Source organism: Trichocoleus sp. DQ-A3, from assembly GCF_039961975.1.
Taxonomy (GTDB): Bacteria; Cyanobacteriota; Cyanobacteriia; order Cyanobacteriales; family FACHB-T130; genus FACHB-T130.
Genome location: NZ_JAMPKC010000009.1, coordinates 162,994 through 179,144 on the forward strand (window position 1 = coordinate 162,994; position 16,151 = coordinate 179,144).

Here is a 16,151-nt window from a genome sequence, read left to right on the forward strand (position 1 = left end):
TGTTGTGGAATCAGCAGCAAGTCATTCAATCTAAAAAAATAATGGGGAGGTTAGCTAATGAGCGCAGAAAATCGGGATTATACGTTAATTATTGACAAAAGCGGCAGTATGTCTACGCCAGACCAGCCGGGAGGCAGAAGCCGCTGGGATGCGGCACAAGAGTCTACCTTGGCGTTGGCGCGAAAATGCGAACAGTTTGACCCGGATGGGATCACAGTTTACTTATTTTCCAGCCGATTCAAACGCTACGAGAATGTAAATTCCAGTAAAGTCGCACAAATTTTTCAAGAAAACGACCCGGCTGGCACAACTAATTTAGCAGGTGTATTACAAGATGCGATCGCTGCCTACTTTCAGCGGAAAGCAGCCGGTCAGACTAAGGTGGGTGGCGAAACCATTTTGGTGGTCACAGATGGTGAACCCGATGACCGAAAAGGCGTGATGCGGGCGATTATTGAGGCGTCCCGACAGATGGAACACGATGAAGAACTGGCGATTTCGATGATTCAAGTAGGGTCAGACGCTACAGCAGCTCGGTTTTTAAAGGCGTTGGATGATGACTTACAAGGTGCAGGGGCAAAGTTTGATATCTGCGACACGATAACGCTGGATGACATGGCAGATATGACCTTGGCGGAAGTGCTGCTCAATGCGATCGCTGACTAAAGGCAAACCCCTGATGCTTACGGTTTCCATGAAAAGGGGAGTGGTGAAAACTCCCCTAATTTTTGCTACTTGGATCTCCCCATTTATTCGGGAACGCACTAGCATATAAGGGTGACTGATACCTACTATCCCTTACGTTCCTTAAGAGAGGGTCACTGGTTTAAGCTCATTTGCGGAGCTAGTTTCCAACACCTCCCTGCCGTCCGAAATCTTACGTTGGCATATACCCTCGCTGGGGCTGACTGTATCGATGTTGCCGCTGACCCAGCAGTCATTGCTGCGGCGAAAGAAGGTATAAAGGCTGCGACTACCCTTGCCGATGCCGCCCGCGCTCGCGGCTATTGCGTAGAAGGTTTGCCGTGGCTGATGGTCAGCCTAAATGATGGGGAAGATCCTCATTTCCGAAAAGCTGAATTTAACTCAACTGAGTGTCCAGCAGATTGCTGGCGACCTTGTGAAAGTATTTGTCCAGCTGATGCGATCGCTTTTGACTTTGGCCAGAACGGTTTTTCAGGGGTGATCGATCAACGTTGTTATGGCTGCGGACGGTGTATTCCCGTATGCCCAAATAATTTAATTTATACTCGTTCTTATGTATCCGCACCGGAAGCGATCGCACCTTTGGTATTTCAAAGCGGCGTAGATGCCTTAGAAATTCACACGCAAGTTGGCAGAGTAGAAGACTTTAAACGACTCTGGAGTGCGATCGCGCCTTGGGTAAACCAGCTCAAGCTTTTAGCCATTAGTTGTCCAGATGGTGAAGCGATGCTTGATTACCTCCGAGCGCTATACGAATTGATGGCACCCCTACCTTGTCCTCTCATCTGGCAAACAGATGGGCGTCCTATGAGTGGCGATATTGGCGATGGCACAACGATAGCTGCTGTAAAGTTAGGTCAAAAAGTTCTAACTGCGGGATTGCCCGGATATGTGCAGTTAGCAGGAGGCACTAATCGCCACACTGTTGGCAAACTTAGGACAATGGGGCTGCTCAACAACCACCAAAAGCCAGAAATCCAAGAGTCAAAAGCCGGAAGGGCATCTCTATCAAGCATCCCTGTAGGGAACCAGGGATCAACGAAAAACCCGCCCCAACCAACTCAAACTTTTCCCGCTCAATCCCCCAATATCGCCGGGATTGCTTATGGCAGCTACGCTCGTGTTTTGTTATCACCCATTTTGGATGAATTAGAAAAAATGAATATAAACGAAGTAGGTGGGAATGCCTCCGCGTCAAGTCAAACACCTTTACCTGGACGCTTGGAAGAAAAGCCGGATTTACTCTGGCAAGCTGTTGATCTTGCTCACTCGCTAGTTTCTCAACTCAAAACCTTTACCCAATAGCCAGTAGAAGCGCGATTTTAGATATGTCATCGATTAAAAGGTTGGAGGTTAAAAGATTGACGATTTGCAAAAAGCGACTTTTCAACCTTGCGATCGCCAACCTGCAACGCTTCCCAGGTAAAGAACAAACATCAGTTATTTAAATCACCGATTGTGGATAAAAACGTCACTGTACAAAGAATGCAGATTACAGACGATCTCCAGAAATTACTGGACGTGTTACCGAATGAAATTCGGCAACCTTTAGAGCAGCATCCGGGACGGGATAAGTTAGTTGAGGTTGTCCTAGACTTGGGGCGTCTTCCAGAGGCTCGGTTTGCTAAACAGGCAGAATATCTCTCCGAAACGCCAGTATCGAAAGAACAACTGAATTATTGTGTAGACCGGGTAGGAAATTTTGGTGGGGATAACCGAGCAGGACTAGAGCGAACTCTGCACCGGATTAGCGCTATCCGCAACCGAAGCAGCGAGATCATAGGTCTTACCTTGAGGGTAGGTCGAGCCGTGTTTGGCACCATCGGCATGATTCGCGACCTGGTAGAAACAGGTCAATCGATTCTGATGCTGGGGCGTCCCGGTGTTGGCAAAACAACAGCACTGCGGGAAATCGCCAGAGTTTTAGCCGACGATTTACAGAAACGAGTTGTCATTATCGACACCTCCAACGAAATCGCTGGGGATGGTGACGTTCCTCATCCAGCAATTGGTAGAGCTAGACGGATGCAAGTCGCCCGTCCCGAACTCCAGCATCAAGTCATGATTGAGGCAGTGGAAAACCATATGCCAGAAGTCATCGTCATTGATGAGATTGGCACAGAACTAGAAGCCTTGGCAGCTCGAACGATTGCTGAGCGAGGTGTTCAACTGGTGGGTACAGCTCACGGAAATCGGATTGAAAATCTGATTAAAAATCCAACGTTATCTGACTTAGTGGGTGGCATTCAGGCCGTAACTTTGGGAGATGACGAAGCCAGACGCCGGGGTAGCCAAAAGACGGTATTGGAACGCAAAGCCCCGCCAACCTTTGAAATTGCTGTTGAAATGCTAGAACGGCAGCGCTGGGTGGTACATGAAAGTGTTGCCGATACCGTTGACACCCTGCTGCGGGGGCGTCAGCCGGGTTATCAAGTTAGGACAACCAGCGAGACTGGGGAAGTTACGATTACCCATGAGACCCCCCAAGCACCGTCACTCATGCGACCAGCGATGAGCGGAGGTAGCCGTATATCCTCCACCCACGACGCCCCAGCGCGACCAATGGGCTGGCGGGCTTCTGGGCAAATGACTCCATTACCAATGCAGTCAGAATCAACGCGAGGCATGAGGGCAGAACCGCAAAACCTATTAGCTAGAGGAGAAGAATCTGCCTCTACTTCATTGCCTGTCTCTTCTAACCTTGCACCTTCTTTTGAGCAGATGCTGGATCAATCTTGGCATCAACCTCAGGCGATCGGAAATGAAACCTTTGTGGGGCCAAATGGCGAAGAGTTGCCATTGCACGTTTATCCTTATGGGGTGAGCAGCCAACAATTAGAGCAAGTTATTCGGGTGCTGAATTTGCCCATCTTGCTGACGAAGGATATGGATAGCGCGGATGCAGTTTTGGCGATTCGGTCGCACGTAAAAAACCATTCCAAGCTACGACATATTGCCAAAGCCCGTCAGGTTCCCATCCATGCAATTAAGGCAAGTACCATTCCCCAGATTACCCGCGCCCTAAGGCGTCTGCTGGATATGGATGACTCTCAGGTTCTAGATGTCCCCGAACTCAGCTTATTTACTAGTAGCGGTAGTGAAGACGAGATTGAGGCTCTCGAAGAAGCCCGCCTTGCCGTGGAGCAAATCGTGATTCCCAAAGGACAGCCGGTGGAACTCCTGCCGCGTTCTTCTAAAGTTCGTAAAATGCAACACGAACTCGTCGAACACTATCGTCTCAACTCTGACAGTTTTGGGGAAGAACCGAACCGACGGCTGCGAATTTATCCCGCCTAATCGAAAAAGCTGTGGATCTATATGGGGCGTTGCACAGTAGAAAGATGATAATCTCGCGCAAAGACGAGGTAGCGCGGAGTTTAAAAGAAAATCATCGCATGATTGTGCAACACCCTATATGGGTTTCGAGGAGGTAAAGATGTCAAAAAAGCTAACAACACTTTCCCGGTAGGCTTTCCATAGGAGGAGAAGCTGGCTATGAGAGCTACACTGTTTAGCCGGTAAGCGTTCAAGAAGCCTTTTCTATGAGTCAAGTTCCAAAAATCCATACTGAGTCTTCACCATTTACCCACTGATGAAGAAGGATTTAAGAGAAATTTTCTAAAAGTGGTTGACAATTCCCTAGTAGGAACTGCTACTATAACGAAGGTTGACGCGATGGGGTGTCGCCAAGTGGTAAGGCAGCTGGTTTTGGTCCAGCCATTCCGAGGTTCGAATCCTTGCACCCCAGTTAAATTTTGAAACCTAAATTTTGACAACCCTAGTAGAGACGCGAGGCATCGCGTCTCTACTGGTTATTGGGCTTGTTGGGCAAATTGTGCCAAGATAAACCGAAAGATTGCGGCTTTAGAATCATGCGTGCAAGTTATCCAAATATTCTCGCCCTTGACTTTGACGGTGTTATCTGTGACGGGCTAATCGAGTATTTTCAGACAGCTTGGCGCACCTACTGTCAAATTTGGGCACCGCCTAATCTCACACCTCCAGATGGTTTGGCTGAAAGTTTCTACCAGCGACGACCGATTATAGAAATCGGTTGGGAAATGCCGGTGGCAATCCGGGCGCTAATATTGGGCATTCCCGACGAAAAGATGTTGCAAGATTGGTCAGGGGTGGCTCAGCAAATCTTGCTAGAAGATAATCTAAATGCGGCTGATATCGGCACGAAGCTCGATCGTATCCGGGATGAGTGGATTGATAGGGATTTAGAGGGTTGGCTAGCCTTGCATCGTTTCTATCCAGGTGTTGTTGAAAAAATGCATCGGATGGAATCGGAGAAGGCATCGCTTCCAGATACACCCATCCAAACGTACATCGTCACTACCAAAGAGGGACGCTTTGTCCGCCAGTTGTTGCAGCAACAGGGTATCCAACTACCCGATCGATGCATTATTGGGAAAGAAAATCGGCGTCCTAAGTACGAAATTTTGCGCGAACTCAGCAGCGATTCGTCGGTTCACCTTTGGTTTGTGGAAGATCGCTTGAAAACTCTGCAAACTGTGCAACAGCAACCAGACCTCAATGATATCAAGCTGTTTCTTGCCGATTGGGGCTACAATACTGCTGCTCAACGAGAGTCGGTCGCGTATCAGGAGCGAATTAAGCTTTTATCTCTGTCTCAGTTTGCTCAAGATTTCTCGGCTTGGGCTTAGATGAGAAAAGGGAACCCAAGGTTAAGGGATGAAGAAGTATCAAGTGTAAATTATAAATTCATCCCGATCGCCTTGATGCTTCATGCTTTAAGCTGAGAGCTGATAGGCGAAAAGCGGATAGCTGACTATGCTTGACCTAACCAAACTCGCGCGGCAAATGCAGGGGATTAGTCAACACCTGACGGTAGAGGCTGCTGCCAGTCGCCAACGCTTGGAACGCGCCCAGCACTTACTGACGCTGGCTCAAAAGTCTCAGGCAGATTTAGTACATCTGCAAGAAAAGTGGCGCGATCGCTTGGGGTTTGCAGCAGCCGCACCCATTGAATCTCTAAGCACTGCCATTGACCTTCCTACCCCTCCGGCTGTCCATACGATTATTGCTACAGACGGGTCTCAGATTGCTCCGAGTCACCATGAAATTGCCTACTGCTATCTGATTAATGTGGGCCGGGTGGTGCTGCATTACGGACAAAGCTTGTATCCGCTCTTAGATAGCCTGCCAGAAGTCTTTTATCGCTCGGAAGACCTATATATTTCCCGCCAGTGGGGAATTCGCCCTGAGGAATGGATGGGCTATCGACGCACGGCTTCGGAGGCGTCTGTGTTAGCAGAATTGGCTGCTAGCTGGATTAACCGACCTTCACAAGTCACGTCAAGACAGGGAAATGGAAACAGAAAATCGGAAATTCCATCTTCAATTCCCGATCCCAAATCCCCAATCCCTGCCCTAGCAATGGTAGATGGATCGCTAATTTATTGGTTTCTGGAGCAGTTACCAGGGGAAGCCCGCGACCATATTTTGCCTCCGATTCTGGAAGCTTGGGATGTTCTACGCGATACGGGGATTCCAATCATGGGCTACCTGAGCGCTTCTCGCAGCAGCGAAGCACTGAACTTCCTGCGTTTGCCAGCCTGTCCGCATCCAGTTCCCGACTGTATGACTCATTGTCCTGGTCAGTTTGACCGGGCACCCTGCCAGGTTTTCGATCCCTTGCGGGATACTGCCCTCTGGGCGTCTCAATTGCAGCCCGGTCAACGCAGTCCTCTATGGCGCAGTTCTGCACGAATTCTGGAGTTGTACGGTGCCCATCAAATCTACTTCTGCTACGTCCATGTCGGGACTGAAATTGCTCGCGTGGAAGTTCCCGCTTGGGTAGCGGAGAATCCAGAGAAGCTCGATGTTTCTCTCAGCTTGATGTTGGCTCAGGTGCAGAAGGGTTATGGCTATCCGGTAGCGCTTGCAGAGGCGCACAATCAGGCAGTGGTACGAGGGGGCGATCGCGCTCGTTTCTTTGCCTTACTCGAACAACAAATGATTAAGGCTGGTTTGAGAAATGTCGGGACTTCCTATAAAGAAGCCAGGAAGCGCGGTAGTATCGCCTGATGGCATCTCTCAAAAGGACGTTGGCTCGTCTGCCAGGGTCTCAATTAATAAATTCATCTGCTGTTGCCGCTCTTGCAGAAAGATTTCACATTGGCGCAAGTATTCTACCGCAGCGGTAAATTCTTCAAAAACGTCAGCAAGTTCTAGCTTCCCGGCTTCAATTTGCCGAATGATCCCCTCAACTTTGGCAACCGTCGCTTCGTAGTTCCAATCTTTCGGAAATTGGGTATTGACGCGGCGATCGCTTGAGCCGTCGGTGGTGCTGGTGCGTTTGCTCATAAAAAATCCCCGTATCGCGTGAAATAGCTACTCTTTGCTATTTATAATTTCACTAATTTTGACTTTAATTTGTCCTGTGCCTAGCTGAACTTGTAGTTCCTGTCCGAGTGCCAGTCCTTCTGTGGAACGCGCGATCGCACCATCTTGTTGTCGGACTACGGCGTAACCTCGTTGCAGAACGCTTTCAGGATCAAGCGTGGCTAGCTTTTGTCGGAGCATCTGACAGTGTTGGTTTGCCTGTGCTAAATGTCGCGCCGTTCCTTGTAACAGTTGTTGACGTTTCCAAGCGATCGCTTGTTTTTCTTGGTGAATTTGTCGGTCTAACGGAATCCGCCCCAAGCGGCTTCGCACTCTTTGCAATTGTGTTTGAGCGTTTTCCATGTGTTGATTTACGGCTTCAGTCAAGGCGAGGACACGTTCCTGGTGTTCTGCGTAAAGACTTGCCAGTTCTGGAACCACTTGTTCGGCGGCGGCGGTGGGAGTGTGAGCATAAGCATCGGCAACTAAGTCAGCCAAAGATTCATCTCGTTGATGACCAATGCCAGTAATCACGGGAATCGAACAATTTGCGATCGCTCGCACTACCCGTTCATCATTGAAGCAAGCTAGCTCCTCAACCGCACCACCCCCGCGCGACAAAATTAGGACTTCAGCGCGACCATCCCGTTCAACTCGCTCAATCGCTGAGACAATCAATGCCGGGGCTTGTTCGCCCTGAACTAACGCCGGTGAAAACAAAACTTGCAAACCCGGATAACGTTGCTTGAGCGTGCGTTGAATATCTCCCCAAGCAGCAGCTTGCGGCGACGTGACAACAGCGATGGTTTGGGGATGAGTGGGGAGCGATCGCTTGCGTTCTGGATCGAACAATCCTTCTGCCTCCAACCGATTTCGCAGCTGGCGATAGCGCAATGCCTGTAACCCCTCTCCCGCTGGTAGCGCCTGCCAGACAATCAGCTGGTACTGTCCTCGCTGGGGATAAACTCGGATACTGCCCAAAACAATCAACTGCTCTCCTTGCACCGGCAGCTGCATCAGCTTATTTAGCTGACTGTTCCATATCACACAACTCATTGCCGCCTTAGCATCCGGATCTTGCAGGGTGAAGAATAGTCCACTGCGATACTGAGAGGCGCTGGAGACTTCACCTGTCACCCAGACTTGCTGTAGTTGTTCATCCTGCTCTAACAGCAGTTGCAAATAAGACGTTAACCCAGCCACCGATACAGCTGTATCTGGAACCATCTGATTGGAAAGATAATAGTTCATCGCCGAAAGATAAGGAAAATATAGGAATTGAGGCATCAGGAAACGCAGAGGATGCTCAAATAAGCCTAGATCAAGCCATTTACAGTTTCTGTCTCTAGATTAGCGAGACTCGGCTGCATTCGTTGATTTTTGACAAAACTGACGTGACCAAAGTGGCGATCGCAAATCTCACTTGTTGCTTAAAACAGGCTAGACGTTTATTGACCGATTTTCTCTCTCAGTGTTGGGTAAAAGTAGAACATTTGAACTACAATAGAGATTCCTATCGCGAGCCTTGCCAGGGGGTTCCCCCATCCGTGTAAAGCTTGATGTAAGGGCACTTGCGGCTCTCATTTGTTGCTAAAAGTGATATAATAAAATATCTGAAACTAAAATTTGTCGCTATTTGGGACAATTTTAAGTTTCGGTGCCAATCGTTGAAGTAACCCTAGTTAGTGGAAATTTCCTACTCCCTTACAAAGCTAAAAACTTGGTAAACCTGAGTGGGCAAATGGCTAAAACCAGCATTCATTTTGTATCAAAAGGCGGTGGATTCCATCGTTTCTGCCTGTGGAGGCTGTAAGGATGTCTTGTTAGACATTTCTACTATCACAACCAGCCATCGAAGCAGGAAACTCCAGTCCGCGAGGCGGAGAAGCCCACACAAAAGCAATTTTTGCTAAGTGTGAAAAAAATCTCACCACACCTGATTCTGTTCTTGAGGCATTAATGGCTATCCAAATCACGAACAATCCCGACAAGGACAAAGCCCTGAGCCTGGTGCTAAACCAAATTGAGCGCAGCTTTGGCAAGGGAGCAATTATGCGCCTAGGAGATGCCACCCGCATGAAGGTGGAAACAATTTCCACTGGAGCGCTGACCCTGGATTTAGCTTTGGGCGGTGGCTTGCCGAAGGGACGGGTGATTGAAATATATGGCCCGGAAAGTTCTGGTAAGACAACCCTCGCTTTGCACGCGATCGCTGAAGTGCAAAAATTAGGAGGAGTTGCTGCTTTTGTTGATGCTGAACACGCCCTAGATCCCGCTTACGCAGCCGTACTGGGCGTTGATATTGACAATCTTTTGGTTTCTCAACCCGACACCGGAGAAGCTGCCTTAGAAATTGTCGATCAGCTAGTTCGCTCTGCGGCAGTGGATATCGTGGTCATTGACTCGGTAGCTGCTTTGGTGCCTCGCGCTGAAATTGAAGGCGAAATGGGCGATTCCCACATGGGTTTGCAAGCCCGTTTGATGAGTCAAGCTCTTCGCAAAATTACCGGAAACATCGGGAAATCTGGTTGTACGGTCGTTTTCCTCAACCAGCTGCGACAAAAGATTGGCGTCACCTACGGCAACCCAGAAACAACCACTGGTGGTAATGCCTTAAAGTTTTACGCTTCAGTGCGCTTGGATATTCGTCGGATTCAAACGCTGAAAAAAGGCAACGAAGAGTTTGGTAACCGAGCTAAAGTTAAAGTTGCCAAAAATAAAGTCGCCCCGCCCTTCCGCGTCGCAGAGTTTGACATTATCTTTGGCAAGGGAATCTCGACATTAGGGTGTATGGTTGACCTGGCAGAACAAACTGGGGTCATTACCCGTAAAGGAGCTTGGTATAGCTACAACGGTGATAACATTGCCCAAGGCCGGGATAACAGCATTAAGTACCTGGAAGAAAACTCTGAATTAATTCAAGAAATTGAGCAAAAGGTACGTCAAAAGCTAGAGATGGGGGCAGTTGTTCCTGCCAACTCTGTCACGCGAGTTGACGCCGAAGACGAAGAGTTAGAGGAAGAACTTTTAGACGACTAAAAGCGCTGTAGGGTGGGCAAGTCTACCCTATAAATCGTTTTTTGGGAAGCTTAGGGCTACTGTTACACATAAAAAAACCCGTTTTCTTATTGGAAACGGGTTTTTCGTATAAATTCTTATAAAGTTTAGTTTTGTGTGCCTGGATCGGAAATTCGTCTACTGAAAAAACGGTCTAAAATTTCTGATTGCTGAGTCGGAGTTAGCTGAGGGTCTACAGGAGATTCCAAAACTGGGACTAATGGATCTCTAATGGCAGAGGGACCAGAGAGGAAATGTAGAGTCTCTTTTTGGCACTCGGTGTTGGGAGGCTGAACTGTTGTAGGAGAGGTAGGTGTTTCTACTTCTGTAACCGGAAGCGATTGCTCTGCATTTGTCAGGGCATTAATTTCTGCCATTAGGGTTGAAGAGACATTATCCACCATGCAGATAGTATTGCCCAGGAAAAAGGAGAAAGCCAGACCACCTAGACGAATGCGATCGCCGTCCTTGAGAAGAACACGTTTGTATACGGGTTCGCCATTAACGAAAGTCCCATTTGTACTATTCAGGTCAACCAGATAAAACCCCTGATCGTCGATATATCGAATCGCTGCATGATTGCGAGACAACCGTCTATCCGGAATCGGTAGGGCAGCTTGACGCGCCCGCCCCAGTGTCCAAATTCGCTGCGGCTGAAACAACATTTGCGTTTTAGCATCTATTAAATTTGTGACTAGATAGACTTGCTGCTCCTGCGCTACGCCTTGGATATATCGAGGTGCAATGCCACTAAGAAATTTATTGCCGCTATCTTCTAGCTTCAGAATCTCATCTAGTAAACCACGATGATGCTCATAGAGCTTAAGGAATACCTGATATAGACCCAAGCGTTGTTCTAGTTCCATGTGTTGGGATGACACTTAATCTTAGGTGAGGCTCAGCCGATGAAGTAACGCAGAACCTTATCGGCTTTCAACAAGGGAAGCCAAAGACTGCAAGAATGTCGTTAAGCCAAATAACTGAATCTAGCCTATTTTACTCGCAAGTTCTCAGGGTGCGAAATACTCACCAGATCCCTTCTTTCAAGCTTAGATTGTCTTACCCCTTCGAGGAATCCGCAAGATTACTGGAAACGATCAGCTTTATGGCTTACGTTGGGATTTTTGTTCTAGGCGAAACAGCCAAACCATCAAAGCAACTACGCCAATTTGTAGTGCTAAGTTAGGCACGGCTGAGGCAATTTCCCGACCGGAGGCTAACTTGGCAAGAAAGACCATCCCTCCGATAAAGCCAGAAGCGCCGCACGCCACATAAACAAATTGCCTAAGAGCTTTGTAGGGAGTAGCAAGTTCAGCTTTTAGTTGTGCATACTGTTCAGCACTGACTTTCCGAGTGCCTTTGATGTTGCGGGTGCGATTTTTTAATTTTGGGTCTACCATCCGTCTCGATCCCCACCGATTTTAGATCCATCTTGGCATGATGGTGGTCGGCAGCAGCGGCGGCTGGTGCTATAAATTTGAACACGATCGCATTTCTTCCAGAAATTGGGTGCAACAGTTTCTATCTAAACCTGCTACGATAGTAAATCGGCAGTGCCGGTGTAGCTCAGTGGTAGAGCATTCGATTCGTAATCGAACGGTCGGCGGTTCAAATCCGCCCATCGGCTTGAATCAAATAATGACAGCAACAACAGGCAAGGACTTGTAAAGGTCGCCCCACCATGCGAATGGATTTGCGTTTGGTTGCAAGAGAGCAGGAACGGAATCAGCCTGAGCAAGGTGTCTAAAGAGGACGTCTCAGCCCCTTATTGAACGTTCCATATCGGCAGCTATCATCCTAACTGGTTGATTTAATAACTAGACAATAATGACGTTAAATCTCAATCTGCTGCCTCATCACCGTGCTAAAACGCTGCGGGAATCTGGGAAACAATATTATGTGGATGCTAAGGGCGATCGCTTTCCTAGCGTCTCCACTATCCTCAACGCCACCAAACCGCAAGAAGATCGAGAAGCACTCTTCAACTGGCGCAACCGAGTTGGAGCAGAGGAAGCCAACCGAATTTCTGGTGCGGCTAGCCGTCGCGGTACGTCCACGCACAAGCAAATTCAGCGCTATCTACTGGGAGAAAATGTCGCCTGTCCAGACGCGGCTAAACCTTACTGGGATAGCATAGAGCCGGTGTTACAAGACATTCACGAGGTAAGGCTGGTGGAAGGTTCTATCTTCCACTACGATTTGAGTTATGCCGGTCGAGTGGATTGCGTTGCGAGTTATAAGGGCATTCCCTGCGTCTGTGACTGGAAAACCGCTGATAAACCTAAAGGGTCAGTAGAACGCCTCCGCGATAGCCCGATCCAGTTAGCGGCTTATATGGGCGCGGTTAATCAATTTTACCAAGAGTACGGCATCCATCTGAGTCATGCCTTGCTGGTTGTAGCGGTTCCGAAAATGCCTGCTGAGGTGTTCTGGTTTGAACCAGATAATATGATGATTTACTGGCAGCAGTGGGAGCGAAGAGTTGGGAAATTTTGGCAGCGTAGAGGAACAATGACGCCTTCAAGCATCTAATTCTCCTTGAGATAATGCCATCCCTGCTAGCTCTTAAATCACTACGGACTGAATGCACGCACAGCCGCGATCGCCAACTACCCTGGAATCATCAGCAGTCCGGATAAAACACTTGAAATGAAAAGAAGCTCTAAAGTTTTAGCAGGGCTGATCGGTGCCTATGCCGGTGATGCGTTGGGTTTTCCAGTCAAATTTATTACCAAATCAATCGGTGAAGTCACCTGTAACAGAGATGATAGGTTCTGGAACTTATAATCAACCTGCTGGCACTTGGTCAGATGATAGCTCCCTTATCTTCTGCTTCGCAAAATCATGATGGATTTTCTCCGAATGTAACAGCTAACTATTTCTATCGTTGGTTGAACTGAGATTTCTGGACTCCCCACAGCGAAGTTTTTGACATTGGCAGCTCTTCTCATACCGAAGCGGTACTAAAAGCGGTGAATTTAGGCAACGATACGCATACCACTGCTGCCGTTACTGGTGGCTTAGCAGGAATTTATTACAGTATTGAAAATATTCTTGAAGAATGGATCGAGCAAATTGCCAGGATTGAAGACATCATTGACTTAGCAACACGTCTGGAAGCAGCTATCTATAGCTAATTTCTCACATTATCTGAAATCCACTGAAGATAGGGTGGAGAGCCAGCTAAGATTGGCAAAGCAATAATTTCTGGTACTTCATAAGAGTGCAACTCTCGAATCTTGGCTTCGAGGGCGGGAAAGTGCGCTAGATCTGTTTTAATGATTAGCTGCCATTCCTCTTCTGAGTTAACCTTACCTTGCCAAGTATAGACAGAATGCACTGGCATTAAGTTAACGCAAGCCGCTAGCTGGGATGCAACTAAATTTTGAGCGATCGCTTCTGCCTCTTGTCGCGAAGACGCCGTTACGAACACTACAGCATAACGAGTTGTACCAGAATCCCGATCCATAACCTGTAACCAGTCCACAAAAAATCCCAAATCTATCAGCAATTATCAGTTAGCGTTCTCCCAACTACCCAACCATTGCTCTAACTGGTTGTTCAAAAGGTGTCACACTACCACTAACAGTTGCTTCTGAGTATGAGTTTTGGTGTTCTGATGGCAGCACAGCGCCATTCATTTGAGCATCTTCCAAGTTAGTTCCTACCAGCTTTGCCTCACTCAAATCTGCTTCACTCAAGTTTGCTCTACTCAGAATCGTCCAGCTTAAGTCTGCCCCTTCCAAAGACGCCTTTGCCAGGTTTGCTCCCCGTAGATCTGCTCCTTTCAGATTGGCCCTACGCAGTGTCGCTTGGCTGAGATCTACTGCGCTTAGGTTAGCGCCTTCCAGGTTAGCGCCACTTAGTCTGGCATCATTAAGGTTGGCTCCCTCTAAATCAACTCCGCCCAGGTCTAATCCTTTTAAAAAAGCTCTTCTGAAGTTAACACCATTTAAGGAAGCGCCATACAATTTCGCGCCTGTGAGTCTCGCTTCGCACAAATTAGCCCAACTAAGGTTAACGCCACTGAGATTTGCTTCCCGCAGATTAATCCTTTGCATATTTGCTCCACAGAGATTAGCACCCCAAAGGTTAGCTACTCGAAGATTAGCACTGCTGAGATTTGCACCGCTCAGTTTGGCTCCAGGCAATTTTGACTTCACTAGAAACGCTCCACTGAGGTTCGCTTTCGTCAAGTCTGCTTCTACCAGTTTGCCTTCGCTCAGTTTGATAAAACTTAGATCGGCCCAGTTTAGGCAAGCACCCGTTAAGTCTGACTTTGTTAGGAAAGCTCGACTCAGATTAGCTCCTCTCAGGTTAGCGCCCGTGAGATTGACCCCAATGAGCGTCACTCCCCTCAAGTCACTTCCGTTGAGATCGATCCCGGCAAAGTCTCTTTGTCCGTCTTCATAAAGCTTAAGTAAATGGCTTACTTCCATAGCGCGATCGCTCCCTAGTTTATATAAACTGTTGAAGAGACTTGAAACGAATCTTACCAGGCTAAATAGCCACATTTTCTGCGGTTTTTTTTATAACATAATCTTTCTTCATTCCAGTTTTTATCTGTTATTTGCCGACGCCTTAATCAATATTTTACTTCTCTAGATTACCCTCCTTATAAGGTTCAAGTAGATGATGTAACAAATATTTTTTTATATTTTCTTAAAACTCAATAATTAAGTAATTTTTCTAATAACAATCTTCTACAAAACCTATTTTCCGTAAAAATACGGTGGTCAGTTTATCTATAAATTCCTCTAATTTTTATAGACAGGTGAAGTGTCATTCAACAATCAACATAGTTTTCTAGCGAAGATTCATCCATGACAGAGATTACTCTGCTTGGGTGTATGGGAAGACTGCCATACATCCTACACAAGCATCCGTTTCTCAAAACCTATTTTAAACAAAGACACAAGACTTCGCGTTTGTTACTGATTTCTCAATTGTCTTAAATCGCTGAAAGGCTAGCGTTTAGGCTTGCAAATTTACTTGAATTCGCAGAACGCCACTACTACCATCCATCCGATTATCATCTTTCAGTCGCTGCTGTTGGAGTAAAGACGTTGCGCGAACAAGTAAAGTATAATTTCCCGGCTGCTGGGGCATCCACAAATAACGCCAGAGCGTCCACTCATGGGCAGATGGCGGTTGATTCTGCTCGGCATTCTGCCAAGTCTTACCATCGTTGGTACTTACCTCAATGGCTGTAATCGGACTAGATTTGTCCAAGGCAACACCAGCCATCAAAATGCCGCTTTCCCAACCTGTTTCACCCGTGCGCCCTAAATGCACCCGATGCTGCCTGTTCCAAACACGAGTGTTTTGCACTTGGCGCATCAGCGCATGAGTAGGAATTTCTGCGGTATTAGACCAGCCCTGACGTTCCCAAAAACCTCGCTTCTGGCTGCTGACAGCTTCAATCTCGACTAGCCATTTGGGTTGCTTCTGACCAAAGTGACCGGGAATAATGATGCGTAAAGGATAGCCATGCGACTGATTGAGAGCTTCGCCATTCATCTGGTGAACCAGTCGCACTTCTTGTCTCATGACTTCTGCAACTGGCAATGTTGTTTCGTAGGAATCAGCTCCGTGCAGCCTAAATTCTATCGCCTCTGATTTAACACCAGCTTGCTCTAGAAAAGGTAGCAAAGGGGTACCCGTCCATTGAGCGTTTCCAATCAGGTTGCCGCCAGTGGGATTACCGATGCATTCCATTGTCAAATAGAAATTTTCCTGCGGCGCTGCCATGATGTCCTGAAAGGTCAGCGTCAGCGGTCGGGCAACAGCACCCGTAACCTTTAACCACCAGTTGTCCAGGTTAATCCTAGGCGGCAAGGCGTAAGATTGCACATAAAATTCGCTCAATGGCGTGAGCAGGTGTTTTGGCAGTTTTGAGTCTGGCTTGAGCAGGTCAAGCAAAAACAGCGGCTCTACGGACCCTGTTAACTGGCAGCCTGGGAGCAAGCTAGCCGCAATCAGCCCGCCGGATGTTTGTAGCAGCTGTTTGAGAACTTGACGGCGTTTCACCACTGCCT

Annotated in this window: 14 protein-coding genes, 2 tRNA genes and 1 pseudogene; 10 read left to right on the forward strand and 7 right to left on the reverse strand. The window is 47.8% G+C overall.

The window, feature by feature from the left end; all coding sequences use genetic code 11:
• The first annotated feature begins 57 nt into the window (after window positions 1-57).
• From NDI44_RS15895 to NDI44_RS15920, 6 genes are all read left to right on the forward strand, one after another.
• Entirely contained in the window at window positions 58-666 is a 609-nt protein-coding gene (locus NDI44_RS15895; protein ID WP_190411904.1) for a VWA domain-containing protein, read from the forward strand.
• A gap of 111 nt (window positions 667-777) precedes the next feature.
• Window positions 778-2,010, forward strand: a complete 1,233-nt coding sequence (locus NDI44_RS15900) for a circadian clock protein LdpA (protein ID WP_190411905.1) — start codon at window positions 778-780, stop codon at window positions 2,008-2,010.
• A gap of 180 nt (window positions 2,011-2,190) precedes the next feature.
• Window positions 2,191-4,002: a R3H domain-containing nucleic acid-binding protein gene (locus tag NDI44_RS15905; RefSeq protein WP_190411945.1), complete on the forward strand. Its 1,812-nt coding sequence runs from the start codon at window positions 2,191-2,193 to the stop codon at window positions 4,000-4,002.
• Window positions 4,003-4,381: 379 nt separating this feature from the next.
• A tRNA-Gln gene (locus tag NDI44_RS15910) sits at window positions 4,382-4,453 on the forward strand.
• Window positions 4,454-4,577: 124 nt separating this feature from the next.
• Window positions 4,578-5,375 (forward strand): HAD family hydrolase, encoded by a 798-nt coding sequence (locus NDI44_RS15915; RefSeq protein WP_190411906.1) that lies wholly within the window; start codon window positions 4,578-4,580, stop codon window positions 5,373-5,375.
• 127 nt (window positions 5,376-5,502) lie between these two features.
• Window positions 5,503-6,759, forward strand: coding sequence for a DNA double-strand break repair nuclease NurA (locus NDI44_RS15920; RefSeq protein ID WP_190411907.1), 1,257 nt, complete (start codon window positions 5,503-5,505; stop codon window positions 6,757-6,759).
• A gap of 9 nt (window positions 6,760-6,768) precedes the next feature.
• Here NDI44_RS15920 and xseB read toward each other — a convergent pair whose 3' ends face one another.
• Window positions 6,769-7,038, reverse strand: coding sequence for an exodeoxyribonuclease VII small subunit (gene xseB, locus NDI44_RS15925; protein WP_190411908.1), 270 nt, complete (start codon window positions 7,036-7,038; stop codon window positions 6,769-6,771).
• A gap of 27 nt (window positions 7,039-7,065) precedes the next feature.
• Window positions 7,066-8,307, reverse strand: a complete 1,242-nt coding sequence (xseA, locus tag NDI44_RS15930) for an exodeoxyribonuclease VII large subunit (RefSeq protein ID WP_190411909.1) — start codon at window positions 8,305-8,307, stop codon at window positions 7,066-7,068.
• 708 nt (window positions 8,308-9,015) lie between these two features.
• Between xseA and recA the strand changes: the two genes are divergently transcribed.
• Entirely contained in the window at window positions 9,016-10,095 is a 1,080-nt protein-coding gene (gene recA, locus NDI44_RS15935; RefSeq protein ID WP_190411910.1) for a recombinase RecA, read from the forward strand.
• Window positions 10,096-10,220: 125 nt separating this feature from the next.
• Here the strand turns inward: recA and NDI44_RS15940 are convergent, their stop codons facing one another.
• Together NDI44_RS15940 and NDI44_RS15945 are read right to left on the reverse strand one after the other, a co-directional pair.
• Window positions 10,221-10,994, reverse strand: coding sequence for an FHA domain-containing protein (locus NDI44_RS15940; RefSeq protein WP_339380224.1), 774 nt, complete (start codon window positions 10,992-10,994; stop codon window positions 10,221-10,223).
• 222 nt (window positions 10,995-11,216) lie between these two features.
• Window positions 11,217-11,513 carry a DUF3493 domain-containing protein gene (locus NDI44_RS15945; protein ID WP_190411912.1) on the reverse strand — a complete coding sequence of 99 codons (297 nt, stop codon included), beginning with the start codon at window positions 11,511-11,513 and terminating at the stop codon, window positions 11,217-11,219.
• Window positions 11,514-11,668: 155 nt separating this feature from the next.
• Here NDI44_RS15945 and NDI44_RS15950 point away from each other — a divergent pair.
• The 3 genes and pseudogenes from NDI44_RS15950 (at window position 11,669) to NDI44_RS15960 (ending at window position 13,250) form a co-directional block, all read left to right on the forward strand.
• Window positions 11,669-11,740 (forward strand) — tRNA-Thr (locus tag NDI44_RS15950).
• 200 nt (window positions 11,741-11,940) lie between these two features.
• Window positions 11,941-12,645 carry a PD-(D/E)XK nuclease family protein gene (locus NDI44_RS15955; protein WP_190411913.1) on the forward strand — a complete coding sequence of 235 codons (705 nt, stop codon included), beginning with the start codon at window positions 11,941-11,943 and terminating at the stop codon, window positions 12,643-12,645.
• Window positions 12,646-12,762: 117 nt separating this feature from the next.
• Window positions 12,763-13,250: pseudogene (locus tag NDI44_RS15960) on the forward strand (ADP-ribosylglycohydrolase family protein).
• Here NDI44_RS15960 and cutA read toward each other — a convergent pair.
• The 3 genes from cutA to NDI44_RS15975 all read right to left on the reverse strand — a co-directional run bounded on the left by cutA (window position 13,247) and on the right by NDI44_RS15975 (window position 16,143).
• Window positions 13,247-13,582, reverse strand: a complete 336-nt coding sequence (gene cutA / locus NDI44_RS15965) for a divalent-cation tolerance protein CutA (protein ID WP_190411914.1) — start codon at window positions 13,580-13,582, stop codon at window positions 13,247-13,249. The pseudogene NDI44_RS15960 and the gene cutA sit on opposite strands and share 4 nt — an antisense overlap.
• Window positions 13,583-13,646: 64 nt before the next feature.
• A complete protein-coding gene (locus tag NDI44_RS15970) occupies window positions 13,647-14,552 on the reverse strand; it encodes a pentapeptide repeat-containing protein (RefSeq protein ID WP_190411915.1) in 906 nt (301 codons plus the stop codon).
• 535 nt (window positions 14,553-15,087) lie between these two features.
• A complete protein-coding gene (locus tag NDI44_RS15975; protein WP_190411916.1) occupies window positions 15,088-16,143 on the reverse strand; it encodes a molybdopterin-dependent oxidoreductase in 1,056 nt (351 codons plus the stop codon).
• Window positions 16,144-16,151: the final 8 nt, after the last annotated feature.